This window comes from Bradyrhizobium sp. T-1, assembly GCF_053592855.1.
Genome location: NZ_CM132115.1, coordinates 6673730 through 6692304 on the forward strand (window position 1 = coordinate 6673730; position 18575 = coordinate 6692304).

At 63.7% G+C, this 18575-nt stretch carries 21 protein-coding genes; 13 read left to right on the forward strand and 8 right to left on the reverse strand.

Annotated features, from left to right (window positions below; translation table 11 throughout):
* Positions 1-33: 33 nt before the first annotated feature.
* The 5 genes from ACWAT4_RS31975 (at position 34) to ACWAT4_RS31995 (ending at position 4136) form a co-directional block, all read left to right on the forward strand.
* Positions 34-594: a LemA family protein gene (locus tag ACWAT4_RS31975; RefSeq protein WP_212297560.1), complete on the forward strand. Its 561-nt coding sequence runs from the start codon at positions 34-36 to the stop codon at positions 592-594.
* A 142-nt stretch (positions 595-736) separates the two neighbouring features.
* Positions 737-1984 carry a M48 family metallopeptidase gene (locus tag ACWAT4_RS31980; protein ID WP_449728972.1) on the forward strand — a complete coding sequence of 416 codons (1248 nt, stop codon included), beginning with the start codon at positions 737-739 and terminating at the stop codon, positions 1982-1984.
* Positions 1985-2190: 206 nt separating this feature from the next.
* The gene (locus ACWAT4_RS31985) at positions 2191-2943 is read left to right on the forward strand and encodes a P-loop NTPase family protein (RefSeq protein ID WP_212297558.1); all 753 of its coding nucleotides are present in this window, start codon (positions 2191-2193) and stop codon (positions 2941-2943) included.
* Positions 2944-3003: 60 nt separating this feature from the next.
* On the forward strand, positions 3004-3672 hold the full coding sequence (locus ACWAT4_RS31990) for a hypothetical protein (protein WP_212447594.1): 669 nt from the start codon (positions 3004-3006) through the stop codon (positions 3670-3672).
* Between the two features lie 131 nt (positions 3673-3803).
* Positions 3804-4136: a GIY-YIG nuclease family protein gene (locus ACWAT4_RS31995; RefSeq protein WP_449728973.1), complete on the forward strand. Its 333-nt coding sequence runs from the start codon at positions 3804-3806 to the stop codon at positions 4134-4136.
* A 16-nt stretch (positions 4137-4152) separates the two neighbouring features.
* Here ACWAT4_RS31995 and ACWAT4_RS32000 read toward each other — a convergent pair whose 3' ends face one another.
* The 6 genes from ACWAT4_RS32000 to petA form a co-directional block, all read right to left on the reverse strand.
* Positions 4153-4692 carry an adenine phosphoribosyltransferase gene (locus ACWAT4_RS32000; RefSeq protein WP_212297555.1) on the reverse strand — a complete coding sequence of 180 codons (540 nt, stop codon included), beginning with the start codon at positions 4690-4692 and terminating at the stop codon, positions 4153-4155.
* A gap of 75 nt (positions 4693-4767) precedes the next feature.
* The gene (locus tag ACWAT4_RS32005; protein ID WP_449728974.1) at positions 4768-6933 is read right to left on the reverse strand and encodes an anthranilate synthase component I; all 2166 of its coding nucleotides are present in this window, start codon (positions 6931-6933) and stop codon (positions 4768-4770) included.
* Between the two features lie 232 nt (positions 6934-7165).
* A complete protein-coding gene (locus ACWAT4_RS32010) occupies positions 7166-7732 on the reverse strand; it encodes a hypothetical protein (RefSeq protein WP_212297553.1) in 567 nt (188 codons plus the stop codon).
* Between the two features lie 81 nt (positions 7733-7813).
* Positions 7814-8488, reverse strand: coding sequence for a dienelactone hydrolase family protein (locus tag ACWAT4_RS32015; protein ID WP_212297552.1), 675 nt, complete (start codon positions 8486-8488; stop codon positions 7814-7816).
* Between the two features lie 216 nt (positions 8489-8704).
* Positions 8705-10768, reverse strand: coding sequence for a cytochrome b/c1 (fbcH, locus tag ACWAT4_RS32020; protein WP_212297551.1), 2064 nt, complete (start codon positions 10766-10768; stop codon positions 8705-8707).
* Positions 10769-10830: 62 nt separating this feature from the next.
* Positions 10831-11361: a ubiquinol-cytochrome c reductase iron-sulfur subunit gene (petA, locus tag ACWAT4_RS32025; protein ID WP_212297550.1), complete on the reverse strand. Its 531-nt coding sequence runs from the start codon at positions 11359-11361 to the stop codon at positions 10831-10833.
* Between the two features lie 279 nt (positions 11362-11640).
* On the opposite strand from petA, the gene ACWAT4_RS32030 reads away from it, so the two are divergent.
* From ACWAT4_RS32030 to ACWAT4_RS32050, 5 genes are all read left to right on the forward strand, one after another.
* On the forward strand, positions 11641-12099 hold the full coding sequence (locus tag ACWAT4_RS32030) for a tRNA (cytidine(34)-2'-O)-methyltransferase (protein ID WP_212297549.1): 459 nt from the start codon (positions 11641-11643) through the stop codon (positions 12097-12099).
* Positions 12100-12118: 19 nt separating this feature from the next.
* A complete protein-coding gene (gene queE / locus ACWAT4_RS32035; RefSeq protein ID WP_449728975.1) occupies positions 12119-12751 on the forward strand; it encodes a 7-carboxy-7-deazaguanine synthase in 633 nt (210 codons plus the stop codon).
* A 14-nt stretch (positions 12752-12765) separates the two neighbouring features.
* Complete coding sequence (locus ACWAT4_RS32040) at positions 12766-13131, forward strand: 6-pyruvoyl trahydropterin synthase family protein (RefSeq protein ID WP_212297547.1); 366 nt, start codon at positions 12766-12768, stop codon at positions 13129-13131.
* A 119-nt stretch (positions 13132-13250) separates the two neighbouring features.
* Entirely contained in the window at positions 13251-14138 is an 888-nt protein-coding gene (gene hemF, locus ACWAT4_RS32045) for an oxygen-dependent coproporphyrinogen oxidase (RefSeq protein ID WP_449728976.1), read from the forward strand.
* Entirely contained in the window at positions 14129-14881 is a 753-nt protein-coding gene (locus ACWAT4_RS32050; protein WP_449728977.1) for an HAD family hydrolase, read from the forward strand. The genes hemF and ACWAT4_RS32050 overlap by 10 nt, the downstream gene beginning before the upstream one ends.
* A 153-nt stretch (positions 14882-15034) precedes the next feature.
* Here ACWAT4_RS32050 and ACWAT4_RS32055 read toward each other — a convergent pair whose 3' ends face one another.
* A complete protein-coding gene (locus ACWAT4_RS32055) occupies positions 15035-16252 on the reverse strand; it encodes a serine hydrolase domain-containing protein (protein ID WP_449728978.1) in 1218 nt (405 codons plus the stop codon).
* A 226-nt stretch (positions 16253-16478) separates the two neighbouring features.
* Here ACWAT4_RS32055 and ACWAT4_RS32060 point away from each other — a divergent pair, with 226 nt between their 5' ends.
* Positions 16479-16688 (forward strand): YodC family protein, encoded by a 210-nt coding sequence (locus ACWAT4_RS32060; protein WP_449728979.1) that lies wholly within the window; start codon positions 16479-16481, stop codon positions 16686-16688.
* Between the two features lie 593 nt (positions 16689-17281).
* Here ACWAT4_RS32060 and ACWAT4_RS32065 read toward each other — a convergent pair.
* Positions 17282-17590, reverse strand: coding sequence for a hypothetical protein (locus ACWAT4_RS32065; RefSeq protein ID WP_212297542.1), 309 nt, complete (start codon positions 17588-17590; stop codon positions 17282-17284).
* Positions 17591-17856: 266 nt separating this feature from the next.
* Here ACWAT4_RS32065 and ACWAT4_RS32070 point away from each other — a divergent pair, with 266 nt between their 5' ends.
* Both ACWAT4_RS32070 and ACWAT4_RS32075 read left to right on the forward strand, forming a co-directional pair.
* Positions 17857-18066, forward strand: a complete 210-nt coding sequence (locus tag ACWAT4_RS32070) for a DUF3551 domain-containing protein (RefSeq protein ID WP_449731293.1) — start codon at positions 17857-17859, stop codon at positions 18064-18066.
* Between the two features lie 240 nt (positions 18067-18306).
* The gene (locus ACWAT4_RS32075; protein WP_212297540.1) at positions 18307-18546 is read left to right on the forward strand and encodes a hypothetical protein; all 240 of its coding nucleotides are present in this window, start codon (positions 18307-18309) and stop codon (positions 18544-18546) included.
* The last annotated feature ends 29 nt before the right edge of the window (positions 18547-18575 follow it).

The following is an 18575-nucleotide window of genomic DNA, read 5'->3' on the forward strand; positions in this document are numbered from 1 at the left end:
GCGCCCGCCTTCTTCCCCCTTCAGGAGTTCTCCATGTCGACCGGCTGGATCGTTCTCGGCGTCATCGTCGTCCTCGTGCTGTTCGCCTTCAGCGCCTACAACCGCCTGGTGGCGCTGGGCCAGCGCGTCGGCCAGGCCTTCGCCGATGTCGACGTGCAGCTCAAGCAGCGTCATGACCTGATCCCGAACCTGGTCGAGACCGTGAAGGGTTATGCCTCGCACGAGCGCGGCACGCTCGACGACGTCATCAAGGCACGCAATTCGGCGATGTCGGCGCAGGGTCCGGCACAAGTGTCCGCCGCCGAGAACCAGCTCTCCGGCGCGCTTGGCCGGCTGATCGCGCTGTCGGAGGCCTATCCCGACCTCAAGGCCAACGCCAATTTCCAGCAGCTCGCATCCGAGCTCTCCGACCTCGAGAACAAGATCGCGGCGAGCCGCCGCTTCTTCAACAATGCGGTCCAGGAATACAACACCGGCATCCAGCAGATGCCCGCCGCCTTGTTCGCCGGCATGTTCGGCTTCACCAAGAAGGAGTTCTTCGATCTCGGCGCCAGCCGCACCGAGGTCGAGGCCGCGCCTCAGGTGAAGTTCTGATCTGAGCTTGGGCAACAGATCCTGTCATTCCGGGGCGATGCGCAGCATCGAACCCGGAATCCCGTCGAGATCACCAATCTCTGGATTCCGGGTTCGGGCCTCCGGCCTGCCCCGGAATGACAGTGGTTAAACGGGAGCAGTCATGGCTGCGTATGGCCTCTACACGCACATCGCCTCGAACAAGGTTCGTTCGATGCTGCTGCTCGCCGGCCTGTTCGCGCTGGTCTATGTGCTGGTCTATGCCGGCGCGCTGGTCGCCGAGGTCATCATCAACGGCAATGGCACGGTCGTCTATTATCTGAGCCGCGCCTTCCACGACCTCATCGTCGCCTTCCCCTTTGCGACCGTTGCCGCGGTCGCCTGGATCATCATCGCCTATTTCTTCCATCAGTCGATGATCGACGCGGTGACCGGCGGCCATGACGTCACCCGGCAGGAAGAGCCGCGGCTCTACAATCTGCTGGAAAACCTCTGCATCTCGCGCGGCATCACCATGCCGAAGCTGAAGATCATGGACTCACCGGCGCTGAACGCGTTCGCGACCGGCCTCAATCCGCGGCAATATGCCGTGACCGTCACCACGGGTCTTCTGGACGCGCTGAACGATCAGGAGATCGAGGCGGTGCTGGGCCACGAGCTCACCCACATCAGGAACGGCGACGTGCAGCTGATGGTGGTCGCCGTCATCATCGCCGGCGTGGTGGGCTTCTTCGGCGAATTGTTCTTCCGGCTGTTCACAAATTTGAGCTGGAGCTCCGGTGGCGGATCGTGGTCGTCGGGCTCTTCCTCGTCGTCGCGGTCGTCCTCGTCCTCCAGCGACAACAAGAATTCCGGTGGCGGTGCCGTCGTGGTCATCATCATCGCGGTCGTGCTGATCGTGGTGGCCTGGCTGGTATCGCAAGTCGTCAAGCTCGCGCTGTCACGCTCGCGCGAATACCTGGCGGATGCCGGCTCGGTCGAGCTGACCAAAAATCCCGATGCCATGATCTCGGCGCTGCGCAAGATCGAAGGCCGCGGCGAATTGCCGGGCGCGACCTCCGCGGTGATGGAGCTTTGCCTCGACAATCCGCGCGAAGGCTTTGCCGATCTGTTCGCAACCCACCCTTCCGTGCAGTCCCGCGTCGACGCGCTGGTCAAGTTCGCCGGCGGCCATGATCCCGGTCCGCTGCCGCCGCCCGCCGAGGAGACGGACCAGCCCGAGACCGACGAGCCCGAGGCACAGGCAGACCAGCAGAAGGCCTCTACTCCGGTCCCGCATGGCCCGTGGAACGATGCGGGCGACAACCCGCCTGGTCCGCCGCCCGTGCCCGCACCGAGCTCCGCCGGAACCGCGGCCGGCAATCCGTTGGGTCCGATAGGGAATCCCATCGGACCTTGGGGCCGCCACTGAGCGTGCAATCTGCCTCGTCTCGCGCCGGTTTCACAACATTTGGGAAAAACTGCGAGAATTGCCGCTGGCCTGTGCCGGAGATTTGAATTCTCCCTTGTTTCTGCCATGTTCGCGCCCAACAGCAGACTTGGGACATCCTTGGGACATCGATTTGGGGCCCGGCCGATTGCGACCTCGCGATCGGGGGCGCGCGTTAGGGGACAGCAATGGCAAAGCCGGCAGTGGTTGTGGTGGGCGCGGACAAGGGCGGGGTCGGCAAGACCACGGTATCGCGCACCCTGCTCGATTATTTTTCCGCCAACAACGTGCCGACCCGCGCGTTCGACACGGAGTCGCCGCGGGGAACGCTGAAGCGCTTCCACCCCGAGATCACCGAAATCGTCGACATGACGACGACGGCCGACCAGATGAAGATCTTCGATACGCTCAACGCGGTGAGCCCGTCGGTGACCGTGATCGACGTGCGCGCCGGCCTGCTCTCGCCCGCACTGGCCTCGCTCCGCGACATCGGCTTCCTCGACGCCGCCAAGGCCGGGCAGATCACCTTCGCCGTGTTCCACATCCTCGGACCCTCGATCGCCTCGCTCGAGGAGATCGCAGAGACGGCCGGCTTCATGAGCGGCGCAAAATATTTCCTGGTGAAGAACTTCATCAACGACACCCAGTTCTTCCAGTGGGACCAGGCCACCTACAATTCCTACTTTCACCGCATCAAGGACGCGACCGAGCTGACCATCCCGAAGCTCAACGAGATGGCCTATGAGCAGGTCGAGGTATCGTCCGTCCCGTTCCTGAAATTCGTCGCCAACAAGGGCATCAACGACGAGGCTGCGAACTATTCCTTCGTGCTGCGCGGCTATGTCCGGCACTGGCTGGCGAACGTCTGGAGCGAGTTCGACCGGATCCGGCTGACCGACATCGTCGGTTCGAAACCCGTCACCCGCAACAGCGAAAAATAGTTGCGAAGGCCGGGCTGATACGGCTGGATTGGGCGGTAAGTTGGCCTGATATAGCTGTCGATGTCCGCGACGCCCCTCTACATCATCTGTTCGCCCCGCCCGCAGGTCGGCAAGACACTGCTGGCGCGGCTGTTGAGCGAGTTCTTGCTTCTCAAGAACGGCAACGTCGCGGCCTTCGACGTCAATTTGAAGGAGCCCTCGCTGCTCGACTATCTGCCGCGGATCACCGAAACCGCTGACGTGATCGACACCTACGGCAAGATGCAGCTGATGGATCGCGTCATCATCGATGACGGGCTTGCCAAGGTCATCGACCTCGGCTTCCACGCCTTCGACGAGTTCTTCAAGATGACCGACGAGATCGGCCTGCTCAAGGAGGCGGCGCGCCGGCACGTCGCACCACAGATCCTGTTCGTCGCCGACACCGACCGCGTCTCGGCCCGTGCCCATGAGATGCTGCGTCAGCAGATCCCGCGGATGAACCTGATCACGGTGGACAACGAGTTCGTCATCCGCGGCGAGCTGCCGCCCGCGATGGCGGGCGGCCGGCTGTTCCGCCTGCCGGCGCTGCCCGGCTTTCTCAAGACCTATATCGACCGGCTGAGCTTCTCCTTCACCGGCTACCTGCGCCAGGAGAAGGATTCCTCGACCGAGCTGCACCAGTGGACCCGGCGGAATTACCTCGCGTTCCGCGAGCTCGAGCTCAGCCTGATCCTGCAACGCTCTTAACGCCATTCCGGGGCGCGACGAAGTCGTGAGCCCGGAATGACTGAAGATTATTTTACCCGGGTAATATTGACTCGGTGCATCCCTGCCGTTACAGAGACTTGGGCAACAGCGTCCCAGCGAGGCACCTCCCCGTGAGCATCGACCGGAAAGCAGCCACCGCCGCCTACAAGGAGCGGAAAACCATCGCGGGCATCTTTGTGGTCCGCTGTGCGGCCTCACGCGAGGCCTGGGTCGGCCAGGCCCCGAACCTCGAGACGATCCAGAACCGTATCTGGTTCACCCTGCGCCAAGGCAACCACCCCTGCCGCAGCCTCCAGGCCGCCTGGAACGCGCATGGCGAGGCCGGCCTGACGTTTGGCGAATGCGAGCGTCTGGAGGACGAGGACAGTGCCTATGTCAGGAACGCGCTGCTGAAGGAACGCGTCCTGCATTGGCGGGCCGAGCTGAAGGCCGAGGCGATCTGACGATCGCCGGCCGGCATCAATGCCCTTCGAACGTCATCAGCGTGCGCACCGGCACGTCCATGGCGCGCAGCTTGGCGGCGCCGCCGAGATCGGGCAGGTCGATGATGAAGCAGGCAGCGACGACATTGGCGCCGATCTGGCGCAGTAGCTTGACCGCGCCTTCCGCGGTGCCGCCGGTGGCGATGAGATCGTCAACCAGGATGACACGCTCGCCAGGCTGGATCGCATCGACATGCATCTCCATCTCGTCGATACCGTATTCGAGCGAGTAGGCGATGCGCACGGTGGTGTGCGGCAGCTTGCCTTTCTTGCGGATCGGCACGAAGCCGGCCGAGAGCTGATGCGCCACCGCGCCGCCGATGATGAAACCGCGCGCCTCCATGCCCGCGACCTTGTCGATCTTGTTGCCGGCCCAGGGATTGACCAACTCATCGACCGCGCGGCGAAACGCGCGCGCATCCGCCAGCAGCGTGGTGATGTCGCGAAACATGATCCCCGGCTTGGGATAGTCGGCGATGGTACGGACGCTCGCCTTCAGGTCGTGGTCAAAGGTCATTTGTATCCCATGTCAGCTGTCATTCCGGGACGGCTCGAAGAGCCTAACCCGGAATGATAAGTATAAAACATGCACTTAATTCGTCCCGGCACCCAGCCGGAACGCATTCTCGACAATCTTCAAGCCCACCTCGTTGCCGAGCGACATCAGCGATTCCGGGTGGAACTGGACGCCGGCAACCGGCAGGGTCTTGTGCTCCAGCGCCATGGCGACACCGTCTTCGGTGCTGGCGGTGACACTGAGCACGTCCGGCATGCTATCGCGCTCGACAAAGAGCGAATGATAGCGGCCGATGACGATCTCGTTCGGCAGATTGCGCATCAGGCGCCCGCCGCGCACCTGGACCCGCGAGGGCCGACCGTGCGCGGGATGGGTGAGTTGACCGAGCTCGCCGCCGAAATATTCGCCGATCGCCTGCACGCCGAGACAGACGCCGAACACCGGCAGCTTGTTCTCCAGCGCCGCGTCGATCGTCTTCTTGATCCCGAAATCCTCCGGGCGCCCCGGACCGGGCGACAGCACCAGCAAATCCCACCTCTTCTGCTTGAGCATGGCGAGCGCATGCACATAGCGGACCACGGTGACCTCGGCGCCGACCTGGCGGAAATAGTCGGCGAGCATATGCACAAAACTGTCGTCATGGTCGATCAGCAACACGCGCTTGCCCGAACCGGTGGCATCCGGCGCGAAGCTCGACAGCGGTTTCGGCGGATCGCCGCGCAGCGCCTGGAACAGCGCCGCGGCCTTGACCTGGCATTCGCGGTCCTCCGCAGCGGGATCGGAATCGAACAGACAGGTGGCGCCGACACGCACCTCGGCGAGGCCATCCTTCATGCGGATGGTGCGGATGGTGAGGCCGGTATTGATGCTGCCGTCAAAGTTCACCGCACCAATCGCGCCGGCATACCAGCGCCGCGGCGAGCGTTCGTGATCCTCGACGAACTGCATCGCCCAGAGTTTTGGCGCGCCTGTTACCGTCACGGCCCAGGCATGGGTGAGGAAAGCGTCGAGCGCGTCGAAGCCGGGGCGCAGCATACCTTCGACATGATCGACGGTGTGAAACAGCTTTGAATAGGTCTCGATCTGCCGCCGTGCCAAGACCTTGATCGTGCCGGGAACACAGACGCGCGCCTTGTCGTTGCGATCCACGTCGGTGCACATGTTGAGCTCGAACTCGTCCTTCTCCGAGTTCAGGAGCTGGCGGATCTGCTCGGCATCGCCGATCGCATCGCTGCCGCGCGCGATCGTGCCCGAGATCGGGCAGGTCTCGACCCGCCGTCCATCGGAGCGCACGAACATTTCCGGCGAGGCGGAAACAAGAAACTCGCCGTCGCCGAGATTCATCAGCGCGCCATAGGGCGACGGGTTGATGACGCAGAGGCGCTGGAACACTTCGGCCGGCGAACGGTCGCAGGGCTCGGCGAAGAGCTGACCCGGCACGGCCTCGAAGAGATCGCCGCGAGCGAAGGCCGCGCGTGCGGTCTCGACCGTCGCCTGATATTCGCCGGGCGCGTGATCGGCAAAACCCTGGCGCCCCGTCTTCACATACGGGCTCTCGGCCGTCTCGCGCGGCAAGCCTTCGGTCGATTTTCCCTTCCAGGCGAAATCGTAGCTGAGCACCACGCCGCGCCCCGTGGCACGGTCGTAGGCGAGCAGGCGATCGGGGACGTAGAGCACGATGTCGCGCTGGTCTTGCTCGCGCGAGCGCTTCTGCACGAGGTCCTCGATCTGGAACACGAGGTCGTAGGCGAAGGCGCCGAACAGGCCGAGCAGCCCGTCGTCATTGGCGGAGAAGGCAGCGATAAGATCGCGCACCAGCGACATCACGCTGGCGCGTCGCGTGCGCTGGTCTTCCTCGACCGGCGCGTCGCCACGGATGATGTGACCGGCAAGCCGCGTGGCGGTCTTCTCGGAGATCACCACGCAGGGCTCGCGCAGGACGTCAGCGAGGAAGGCGATCAGCACCTCGCCGCGTGCGTTGAGCGCTTCGAGCTTGAAATTGATGCCGACGGTTTCGAGCTTGAGCGGCGGATCGGAAAAGCCCAGGTCGAAGCTCTCGTAGCGCCCGGGGACGGTGGTGCCGGAGGACAGCACCACGCCGCGTCGACGATCGAGCAGGCTGACGAGATCGTCGAGCCTGGAGGCGCCGCCGGTAAACTGTTCGGCCACGCGCGTGATCGCGAGACCGCCGCGGGTGACGTAATCGCTTCTGGCCGGAAGGGCAAAGACTGTCCTGTTCATGGGGTCCTCTTACGAAACTTGCCGAGGAAACGCCACACAGGACAAACGATCAGGCCGCCGCGCTGTGCTGGCGACCTCAGACGATTTTGGGAAAACAAATCGCACCGGCCACCTCTTAGGAGGTGCGCCACCAACGACGGGATGGGCAGGCTGCGGTGCTCATGGGCCGGATACTCACCATGGCGCGGGGACGGCGTCAAGGGTGAGCAGACTGCGGTCGCCGGCTTTCGAACTATTGCTCGACCGGGTCAGGCTGCCAGTCGAATTTGCGCTTCTTCCGGTCCCATTTCAGGACTGAGAAGTCATCGCACTCCATACACGCCCAGGCCACGATGCTGTTGTCCTTTCCTTTCTGCAGAGCACCGAACTGATGATCCGCCCGCACGGCGTTCACGAACCGGATCTTTGGCGTCCCGTCGACCGGCTGGTCCAGGATCAAGATGAACCTGCCCTTTGGACCATCGCATTCCTCGAAGACGCCGACCAACGCCACCTGCACGGTGGCCGTACCATCGAAGCGCCCCTCGATGGCGAAGGACATATTGACCGCTGCCATCGCATCGGTGTTGCCATCGAAGAGCAGTTCCCTTGGAATGAGGTCCTTGCGGAATTCAGTCGCCTTGCACCAGCTCTTGCGTATCTGGTTCACGGGGATGCCGCGAACCTCGGTCGTGAACGGGTGGAAATCCGCGATGACCCACCAGGCCTCTTTCTTGAGATCGCCATTCAGCGTGACAAAAGCCTGCTGTGCCGCGGCCTGAGCCGCCGTCATCGCGACGACGACGCCAACGCCGATCATCGAGCGAACGATCACGCTAAGGACATGGCGCGTGAAAGACGACGTCGACATGCTCCGCTGCCCCGATCGATCGCTCCGGCCTTATCCCAAATGCTTCCTGAAAAACTCCGTTGCCCGGCCCCAGGCGAGCTCGGCGGCTTCGCGGTCGTGCACGGCCTGGCGTTGCTCGTTGACGAAGGCGTGCTCGGCGTCATAGCGGAACAGCTCGAGCGACTTGCCGGCGGCCTTCATGGCCTTTTCGAAGCCGTTGACCAGATCGGGCGTGCACCAATCGTCCTTGTTGGCGAAATGGGCCTGGAGCGGGATCTTGACGTCGGCGGGCTTGGCGGCCTGCTCCGGCGGGATGCCGTAGAACACGACGCCGGCGGCGAGCTCCGGCACATGGACCGCGCCAATGATGGTGACGGCGCCGCCGAGGCAGAAGCCGGTGAGCCCGACCTTGGCGCCGTTGCGCGACAGATATTGCGTGGCCCCGCGCACCGTCTGCGTGGTGGCGTCCATGAAGTCGAGCGAGTTCATCTCTTTGCCGGCAGCGTCCGTGTCGTGATACGGCACCACCTTGCCCTTGTAGAGATCCGGCGCGAGCGCATCGAAGCCGGCAAGCGCAAAGCGGTCGCACAGGCCCTTGATCTGGTCCGACAGGCCCCACCATTCCTGGATCACCACCACGCCCGGCGCATTGCCGCGGGCGGCGTTTGCAAGATAACCCGAGGCATCCTTGCCGTCCGGGCGCTTGAAGGTAATGACGGTTCCCATGGTGTCCTCCGACGCGTTTCTGGGGGGAGAGGCTAGCGGTATTTTGGCGACTGCGGGCGAGCGACGCAATCCACACTCACGTCATTCCGGGGCGGTGCGCAGCACCGAACCCGGAATCTCGAGATTCCGGGTTCACGCTTCGCGCGCCCCGGAATGACCGTCCAACAAAAAAGCCCCCTTGCGGGGGCTTCTTCAATTTCGTTTCGCGCCTGCCGCTCAATGCGAGTCGGCCCAGACCTTCTTCTTGGTGAAGTACATCAGGAACGCGAACAGGATCAGGAACACGAACACCTGGAGGCCGAGGCGCTTGCGCGCTTCCATGTGCGGCTCGGCTGTCCACATCAGGAACGTGGTGACGTCCTTGGAATACTGCGCGACCGTCGTCGGCGAGCCGTCGTCATAGGTGACCTGACCGTCGCTGAGCGGCTTCGGCATCTTGATGGCATGGCCCGGGAAGTACTTGTTGTAGTACGAGCCATCCGGGATGGTCACGCCTTCCGGCACCTTCTCCTCGAAGCCCTGGAGCACCGCCGAGACGTAGTCCGGGCCCTGCTCCTGATACTGGCTGAAGAAGTCGATGATGAACATCGGGAAGCCGCGGCCATAGGAACGCGCCTTGGTGATCAGCGACAGGTCGGGTGGCGCCGCGCCGCCGTTCGCCGCACGCGCGGCCTGCTCGTTCGGGAACGGCGAGGGGAAGTAGTCCGCGGGCCGGCCCGGGCGCTCGAACATGTCGCCCGCGTCGTTCGGACCGTCCTTGATCTTGTAGTCGGAGGCGAAGGCCGCCGCCTGTGCCGTCGAATAGCCGGGACCACCGGCTTCCGCGAGATTGCGGAAGGCGATGTAGGACAGGCCGTGACAGTTGGAGCAGACTTCCTTGTAGACCTTCAGGCCGCGCTGGAGCGCGCCGCGGTCATACTTGCCGAAAGGGCCCGCAAACGACCAGCTGTTGCCCGGCGGCTTGGTGCCGCCTTCCTCGGCGCGGGCATCCTGCAGGGTACCGACGAACAGCGCGCCGGCCGCCACGAGCGCGACCGCGATCGAGGCCACGGCCTTGCCGCTCTTGGCGAGAATCGCCTCCGAGATCGAGTTCGGCACCGGCCGCGGCGTCTCGATACGCGAGAGCAGCGGCAGCACGATCAGGAAGTAGGCGAAGTAGCAGACCGTCAGGACCCGGCCGGCGATCACGTAGATGCCTTCCGGCGGCTGCGCGCCGAGATAGCCGAGCAGGATGCAGACCACGACGAAGATCCAGAAGAACTGCTTGGCCAGCGGACGGTACTTCGACGACCTGGTCCGGGCGCTATCGAGCCAAGGCAGGAAGCACAGGATGATGATCGCCGAGAACATCCCGATCACGCCCGCGAGCTTGTTCGGGATCGAGCGCAGGATCGCGTAGAACGGCAGGTAGTACCATTCCGGCACGATGTGCGGCGGCGTCACCCCCGGGTTCGCCGGAATGTAGTTGTCGGCGTCGCCGAGATAGTTCGGCATGTAGAAGATGAACCAGGCGTAGAGCAGCAGGAAGCAGGCGACGCCGAACCCGTCCTTGATGGTCGCATGCGGCGTGAACGGCACCGTGTCCTTTTCCGTCTTCGGCTCGACGCCATCAGGATTGTTCTGACCGGCAACATGCAGCGCCCAGACGTGGAGCACGACGACGCCCGCGATCAGGAATGGCAGCAGGTAGTGCAGCGAGAAGAAGCGGTTCAGCGTCGGGTTGCCGACCGAATAGCCGCCCCACAACAGCGTCACGATGCTTTCGCCCACATAAGGAATGGCGGAGAACAGATTGGTGATGACGGTGGCGCCCCAGAAGCTCATCTGGCCCCACGGCAGCACGTAGCCCATGAAGCCCGTCGCCATCATCAGGAGGTAGATGATGACACCGAGAATCCAGAGCACCTCACGCGGCTCCTTGTAGGAGCCGTAATAGAGGCCGCGCAGCATGTGGACGTAGACCGCGAAGAAGAACATCGACGCGCCGCAAGCATGCATGTTGCGCAGCAGCCAGCCGTAATTGACGTCACGGACCAGCAGCTCGACCGACTTGAAGGCAAGATCGGCATGCGGCGTATAGTGCATCGCCAGGATCACGCCGGTCAGGATCTGCATCCCCAGCATGAAGGAGAGGATGGCGCCGAAGGTCCACCAGTAGTTCAGGTTGCGCGGGGTGGGGTAGACGACGAAGGAGGAATGGATGAGACCAATGATCGGCAGGCGCCGCTCGATCCATTGCAGGGCCGGATTGCTCGGCTGGTAGTCGGATGGTCCGCTCATGATGCGATCCTGAGGAAATAAGACGACGAGACGGCGCGAAGCTTCGGACGCGGGTCCGAGGCTCAGCCGATCTGGATTTTGGTGTCGGAAACGAACTGGTACGGCGGCACCGGCAGGTTCGCGGGCGCGGGCCCCTGGCGGATGCGGCCGGACGAATCGTACTGCGAACCATGGCAAGGGCAGAAGAACCCGTCGTAATTGCCTTCATGGGCGATCGGGATGCAGCCGAGATGGGTGCAGATGCCGATCACGACCAGCCACTGCTCGTGGCCGGACTTGACCCGGGCCTCGTCGGACTGCGGATCGGGCAAGCTCGCCACGGGAACGGCGCGCGCCTCGTCGATCTGCTTCTTGGTGCGGTGGCTGATGTAGATCGGCTTGCCGCGCCAGAACACCTTGATGTCCTGCCCCTCGGCGACCGGGCTCAGATCGACCTCGATCGGCGCACCGGCGGCGATGGTCGAGGCGTCCGGATTCATTTGGGAGATAAAGGGCCAGAGCGCAGCCGCGCCCCCTACTGCTGCAGCTGCCCCCGTTGCAACGAATAAGAAATCACGGCGTGTCGGATGGTCCGCCGAAGACGCTGTCGTCACGATTCCAACCCTTTCTTCTTATGCGTCCGGTGGAACCGCTCCGGGAGCCCCCAAGGTCCCCGGAACAGTGCTGCCGGCGCCCGCGGCCCCCCGCGGCGGCAGAACTTCACTTGTCCGCGCCAAAACAAGGCGAAAACACCAGTCCAGAATCGTTCTATTGGCACCCTTGCAGGGCGAGCGCAAGCCCGCTAACGGCGCGGGAGCGTGCAATGCACGAATTCCGCGGCCAGCGATGTTTTATTGAGACATTTCCGGCCCTCAACAGACCCGCCACCGCCCATGCAAATCGCACTTTTCCAACCCGACATCCCCCAGAACACCGGCACGATTCTCCGCCTGTGCGCCTGCCTGGGCATCGCCGCCCATATCATCGAACCCGCCGGTTTCCCGGTCTCCGATCGGCATTTCCGCCGGGCGGGAATGGATTACCTCGACCATGTCAGCATCGCCAGGCACGATTCCTGGTCGAAATTCGAGGAGTGGCGGGCGGCACATGGCTACCGGCTGTTGCTGTTCACCACCAAGGCCGCCACCGACTACCGCGATTTCCGTTACCAGACGTCCGACATCCTGCTATTCGGGCGCGAGAGCGCCGGCGTCACCGATGCGGTGGTCGAAGCCGCCGATGCGCGGCTGGTGATCCCGATCACGCCCGGGCTGCGGTCGCTCAATGTCGCCATGAGCGCGGCGATGGCCGCAGGCGAAGCGCTCCGGCAGGTCCGGAACCCGCACGTTTGAATATGACGAGGAGAGACCAGTGAGCTACGCGGTCAAGGAAATCTTCCTGACCCTGCAAGGCGAAGGCGCCCATGCCGGGCGCGCGTCGGTGTTCTGCCGTTTTGCCGGCTGCAACCTCTGGAGCGGCCGCGAGGCCGACCGCAGCGGGGCGACTTGCCAGTTCTGCGATACGGATTTCGTCGGCACCGACGGCACGCTCGGCGGCCGCTACGCCACGGCGGCGGAACTCGCCGACACCATCGCCGCGCAATGGACCGGGTCGACCTCCAACCGCTATGTGGTACTGACCGGCGGCGAGCCGCTGCTGCAGGTCGACACCGACCTGATCGACGCACTCCATGCGCGCGGCTTCGAGATCGGCGTCGAGACCAACGGCACGATCGCCGCGCCCGACGGGCTCGACTGGATCTGCGTCAGCCCCAAGGGCGGCAGCGAGCTGGTGCTCCGTCGCGGCCACGAGCTGAAGCTGGTCTATCCGCAGGCGCTCGCCGCACCGGAAGCTTTCGAGGGCCTCGCCTTCGAGCGTTTCTCGCTGCAGCCGATGGACGGGCCCGAGGTCGCTCAAAACACCGCGCGCGCGATCGACTATTGCCTGCGCCATCCGCAATGGCGGCTGAGCGTGCAGACGCATAAATCGCTCGGCATCAGATAGGACTGAACGGACAGATGTGGGAATTGACGAAATCGTTCCGCTTCGAGGCGGCGCATACGCTGAAGGGGACGACCTTTGGCGCGGCGAGCGAAGAGATCCACGGCCACTCCTTCCGCGCCGAGGTGACGGTCCGCGGCACGCCCGACCCTGCGACCGGCATGGTGGTCGATCTCGGCCTGCTGCAGCGCGCGATCGAGGACGTGCGCTTGATGCTCGACCACAAGTTCCTCAACAAGATCGAGGCGCTGGGCACACCGACGCTGGAGAACCTGTCGCGCTTCGTCTGGGAACGGCTCGCCCATATCGGCAAGCTCACCCGCGTCAGCATCCACCGCGACAGTTGCAACGAGAGCTGCACCTATTACGGTCCGCAAGAGTGAGATTTCGTAGGGTGGGCTAATCGGAGCGTGCCCACCATTCGAGATGACGGAGAGAGATCGTGGGCACGGCGCGAGGGCGCCTTTGCCCACCCTGCGGCAGGTTCGTTCGGGAATAGAAGATGGACGCCACAACAATCGAAGACCGCAAGGCCCGCGCCCGCAGCTGGTTCGAGCATCTGCGCGACGACATCTGCGCGAGCTTCGAGCGGCTCGAGGATGACGCGCCGCAGAGCCTCTATCCCGGCGAGGCCGGCCGATTCGTGCGCACGCCCTGGCAGCGCACCGATCATAGCGGCGCGGCCGGTGGCGGCGGCGTGATGTCGATGATGTCGGGCCGCCTGTTCGAGAAGGTCGGCGTGCACTGCTCGACAGTGCACGGCGAGTTCGCGCCAGAGTTTCGCGCGCAGATTCCGGGCGCGGCGGAGGATCCGCGCTTCTGGGCCTCCGGCATCTCGCTGATCGCCCACATGCGCAATCCGCACGTGCCGGCCGTGCACATGAACACACGCTTCGTCGTCACCACCAAGGCGTGGTTCGGCGGCGGCGCCGATCTGACGCCAGTGCTCGACCGAAGGCGCACGCAGGACGATGCAGATACGCTCGCCTTCCACGCCGCGATGAAAGAGGCCTGCACAGGGCCCAACGGCGTTGCCGATTACGACAAGTACAAGACGTGGTGCGACGAATATTTTTATCTCCCGCACCGGAAAGAGGCGCGCGGCATCGGCGGCATCTTCTACGACTGGCACGACAGCGGCGACTGGGAGGCCGACCTCGCCTTCACGCAGGATGTCGGCCGCGCCTTCCTGAAGATCTACCCCGAACTCGTCAGGCGCAATTTCGCGAGCGCCTGGACCGCAGAAGACCGCGAGGAGCAGTTGATCCGCCGCGGCCGCTATGTCGAGTTCAACCTGCTCTATGACCGCGGCACCATTTTCGGGCTCAAGACCGGCGGCAACGTGGACTCGATCCTGTCGTCGCTGCCGCCGGAGGTGAAATGGCCATGACGACGATGAAGCCCGCCGTGAAGCCGCTCCCGCGCGCCATGCTGATCGACATGGACGACACCATCCTGTCGGCCTATGGCCGGCCCGAGATCGCCTGGAACACGATCGCGGAAGAATTCGCCGAGGAGCTTGCGCCGCTGCCGCCGCCACAGGTCGCCATGGCCGTGCTGGCCTATGCGCGGCAGTTCTGGTCGACCGCGGAGGCCGCGTGGCGGATGAAGCTCGGCGAGGCGCGGCGGCTCACGGTGCGCGGCGGCTTTGCTGCGCTCGCCGCCAACGGCCATCATCCGCTCTCCGATGATCTCGCGGATCGCCTCGCCGACCGCTTCACCACCTATCGCGAGGAAGCGATCTTCGTTTTTCCCGGCGCGCATGATGCGATCGACGCCTTCAAGGCACACGGCGTCAAGCTCGCGCTGGTCACCAACGGTGCCGCCGACATGCAGCGTGCCAAGGTCGAGCGCTTCGAGCTGACCCATCGCTTCGATCACATCCAGATCGAGGGCGAGCACGGTTTCGGCAAGCCGGAAGAGCGCGCCTATCTGCACGCGATGGAAGCGCTCGGTGTCACCGCTGCGGACACCTGGATGATCGGCGACAATCTGGAATGGGAAGTCGTGACACCGCAGCGCCTCGGCATCTATGCGGTCTGGCTCGACGCGCACGGCGACGGCCTGCCCGAAGGTTCCACCGTCAAGCCCGATCGCATCATCCGCTCGCTGACCGAGCTGGTGCCGGGCTGAATCTCGAAAACAACCCCATGCACCGTAGCGGGTTGCTGCAAAATCGGACCTTTGCGGATTTTACGAAAATCCGTTGACCCGTCGGGCAAAACAGGCGCATGATGCCATCGTCGGGATGCTTGCGAGGGTAGTGCAGACCGCCGGCGAACGGTTTCACCTCAGGCGCGAGCCGATGGACTGGAAGTCGCTGATTGCGCTCCACACGCCCAGTCCGATCCCCTGCGCGAGCTGCTCCAGTTGCACCATGTTGTGAGCGAGGAAGATCATGACCGAGCCGTCGTTCGGATCGGCCTGCCACCAGCCGCCATATGCGCCCGGCCAGCCGACCGCCCCCTTGCCGCCCCCGCATCGGACAGGGTCGGCTTGATCCGGCTCCATCACCACAGCGACCCCCAAGCCAAATCCGTGCCCCCGCGCAAACAGCGGCAATCCGAGCATGCGAGCCGTGGAACGCTGATGATCGGTGAGCTGGTTCGTTGCGATCATCGACAACGTGCCCGGCTGCAGCAGGCGGACATCGTCGACGGCTCCGCCCTCGGCGAACATCCGCGCGAATGCGAGATAATCGTCGAGCGTCGACCATAGACCCTGACCGCCGGACACGAATGTCATGCTCGCCGGCCGTTCGGCGTGTGCGTGTCCGCCGGGAACGGATGGCAGCGTCGTGAGGCGACCTTGTGCATCGAATCCGTGCAATCCGGCACGCCGCCCCTCATTCGTCGCGGCAACGCTGAAGCCGGTATCCGTCATTCCGAGCGGAACGAAGATTCGGCGCTTCAGGACATCTGCCAGCGGTGCATCCGCGATACGCTCGATCAACAGCCCGAGCAGATCGGTGGATTTGCCGTAGTGGAACTGACGCCCGGGCTGGTCGATCAGCGGAAGCCCGGCCAGGCGCGCAATCCACGCGTTCGGCGACAGTTCATTGTCGATGTCGCCACCGAGCATGTCGCGATAGGCGGCCGCGATCGGCCCCCGATGAAAGTCGCTGTATGTCAGTCCGGAGCGATGGGTCAGCAGATGCTCGAACGTAATCGGCATCCCGGCCGGCTCCGTCTCGTTCAGCGGACCTTCGGGAGAGCCCAGCACGCGCATCGCCGAGAATTCCGGGGCCCAGCGCGTAATCGGATCGCCCAGCGCGAATTTGCCGTCCTCGAGCAACATGAGCGCCAGCGTCGAAATGATCGGCTTGGACATCGACGCGATGCGGAAGATGGTATCTCTCTCGACGGGGCGCCGGGCCTCGATATCGCGCAATCCGACACAAATGGTCTGCGTCTCGCCACCTCGCCGGACAAGCATCGCCGCGCCGGCAAGCTCGCCGGCATCGACGTAGCGTTTGATTGCGGTCTCGATTGCGACGATGTCCATTGCGGCCCCTTGCATGTCGGAACAGGAAAGCGAGCCGCAATAGATTGATTTGCCAAACCGGACCACGGACTCGAACGCGAAGAAGCGGCCGTCAGCGACAATCGCGTCAAGGTGCGGGTGCTGGGGAGACGCCCGGGCCGAATGACTCACGATCCCTCTCCCGTGTTCGGCGTGTCATGACAAATTGCTAGCGTCGCCGCCGGATCGATCAACGAAAGGACAATCCATGGAATTGAAAGCCGGCGATATCGTCATGCTGAAATCGGGCGGCCAGCCATTGACCGTCGCGGAGGTCAAGGGCGAGGACGTGCTCTGCCTCTGGATGGGCATGGAAGGCGATCTCTTCCGCGAGACGCTGCCGCTCGCGACGCTCATCCAGGTCGAAGAAGATCACGATGATGAGAACGAAGAAGACGAGGAGGAGGACGACGAATAGCCTTGCCTGAGCCCGCATCCTCATTCGCCAGCTTGGCGTATCCGGCTCCGGCACGAGATGTCCGGTTCGCTGCCAACGACGGCGCGATAGCGGACACGGGGATGTGACCAGTCATGAAGCCGATATCTGTTCGGGCTGCGTCGCCGAGCGCTAAACTGAGAACGGAGGCATCTGGAGAAAAGCGATGCGTTCCGTTCTCGCCTTAGGTCTTTTCTTGGGCCTTTCCTTGGGCCTTTTGATCTCGCTGTGCGGCGTTGCGAATGCCGCGCCGGCCCATCATACCCATCGGCACGCTGCTGTGCGCTCCCATCAGGGCGCTTCGAGCTTTGCCTACGCGCCAGCTCAGTCGCCGCGCCGAGACCGGTCCGGCACGCCGGACTGCAACAAGCCTGAGCCCTATTTCGGCGCTTGTCAGGGTTACGCACCTGGCGAAAAGGATCGATTTCTCAGCAGCTTGTGGAGCATGTAAAGGCTGCCATGACTGCAGCAATGCGCTCGATCCGCCACTCCCATGCGCGCGAACGCCGATCGCATCGCCAAAAAGACAAGGACCGCCAACCGGCGGTCCTTGATTCTCATCCTGCGTCGGTTCGCTACCAGCGGCCCGGACCGACGTCGATGCTGACGCCGGGTTGCTCGTGTGGATAGCCGTAACCGCGGTCGTCATAGCCGTACGAGCTGTCGACCGGTCCGCGATAGTAGCCGTAGCTGTTCCGCCATCTCCCGTGACGGCAGTTACCCACGCCAGCCATTCGCTGACCACCGTTCATGGCCGGGCCCTCGATGCCCACCGCCATGCCCTTCGAGCTGGTGCAGGGTCCCGGCCCTGCGAAACTCGCACTGGATACGCCGGTCGCCGCGATCGCAATTGCGGCGAATCCCAGGGTCTTTGCAATCGTCATAGCTTTCTCCTGTCATTGGATTGACCTCAATCGCTCGCCGCCCATCCCGTTCCAAACTGCGCCTGTCAGTGCAGACGTGAACAATCTGCATGTGCTCGCGATATATTGGTTCCCGCCGGCGCCCGCGTTGGATCCAGCATCAGCAAGACCAATGTTGTGTGACGCCGGATTGGTCCTTGCCGTCGAGGCTGCTGTTCGTTAGCCGTATCCCACGTCGGGCTGACGTGATGGAGGATCCCATGCGAAGCGTCGTGCTGGTTATCATCATGATCGCGGGACTTGCCCCGGCTGCACACGCGGAGCGAGACTATCCGTGGTGCATCTTTGGCGGACATATCGGCGTGACCGGCGAGTGCATGTATTCAACGCGAGAACAATGTTTGGCCTCGGCGTCCGGGCGGTGGAATACCTATTGCGATGTAAATCCGCGCGTGAGGTTCAAGCAGCAGCAAGCTCCGCAGCCCCGAACGCGCTGAACGGCGTAATAGCCGATATCGCTGGATCTCGGCCAACGACGACTTCCACATACGGACTGGCTGGTCATACGCCCGACAACCAGCCTGCGATGTTGACGGGCGACATTTGCCAAACCGCACGATCGCTCGCCCCACGAGGGTCCCTGATGCCGGGGATGTGACCGGTCGTGAAGCCGACACCCGTTGGGACTCTGCAGCCGAGCCTTAATTGAGGAGACAAGGGGCAGCTGGAGAAAAGCGATGCGTTCCATTTTGGCTTTGAGCCTTTTGATCGCCCTGTGCGGCGTTGCGAACGCCGCGCCGCTGCATCACCGGCACAAGCCTCTCGCGTCGAGCTTTGCTTACGCGCCATCTCGCCCGCCGCTCCAAGACCGGTCCGGCACCCCGGACTGCGACAAACCTGAACCGTATTTTGGCGCTTGCCAGGGTTATGCGCCCGGCGAAAAGGAGCGGTTTCTGAACAGCTTGCACGGCCCGTAGACGCTTGGGCCCGTGCTTGGGGCCAGCAC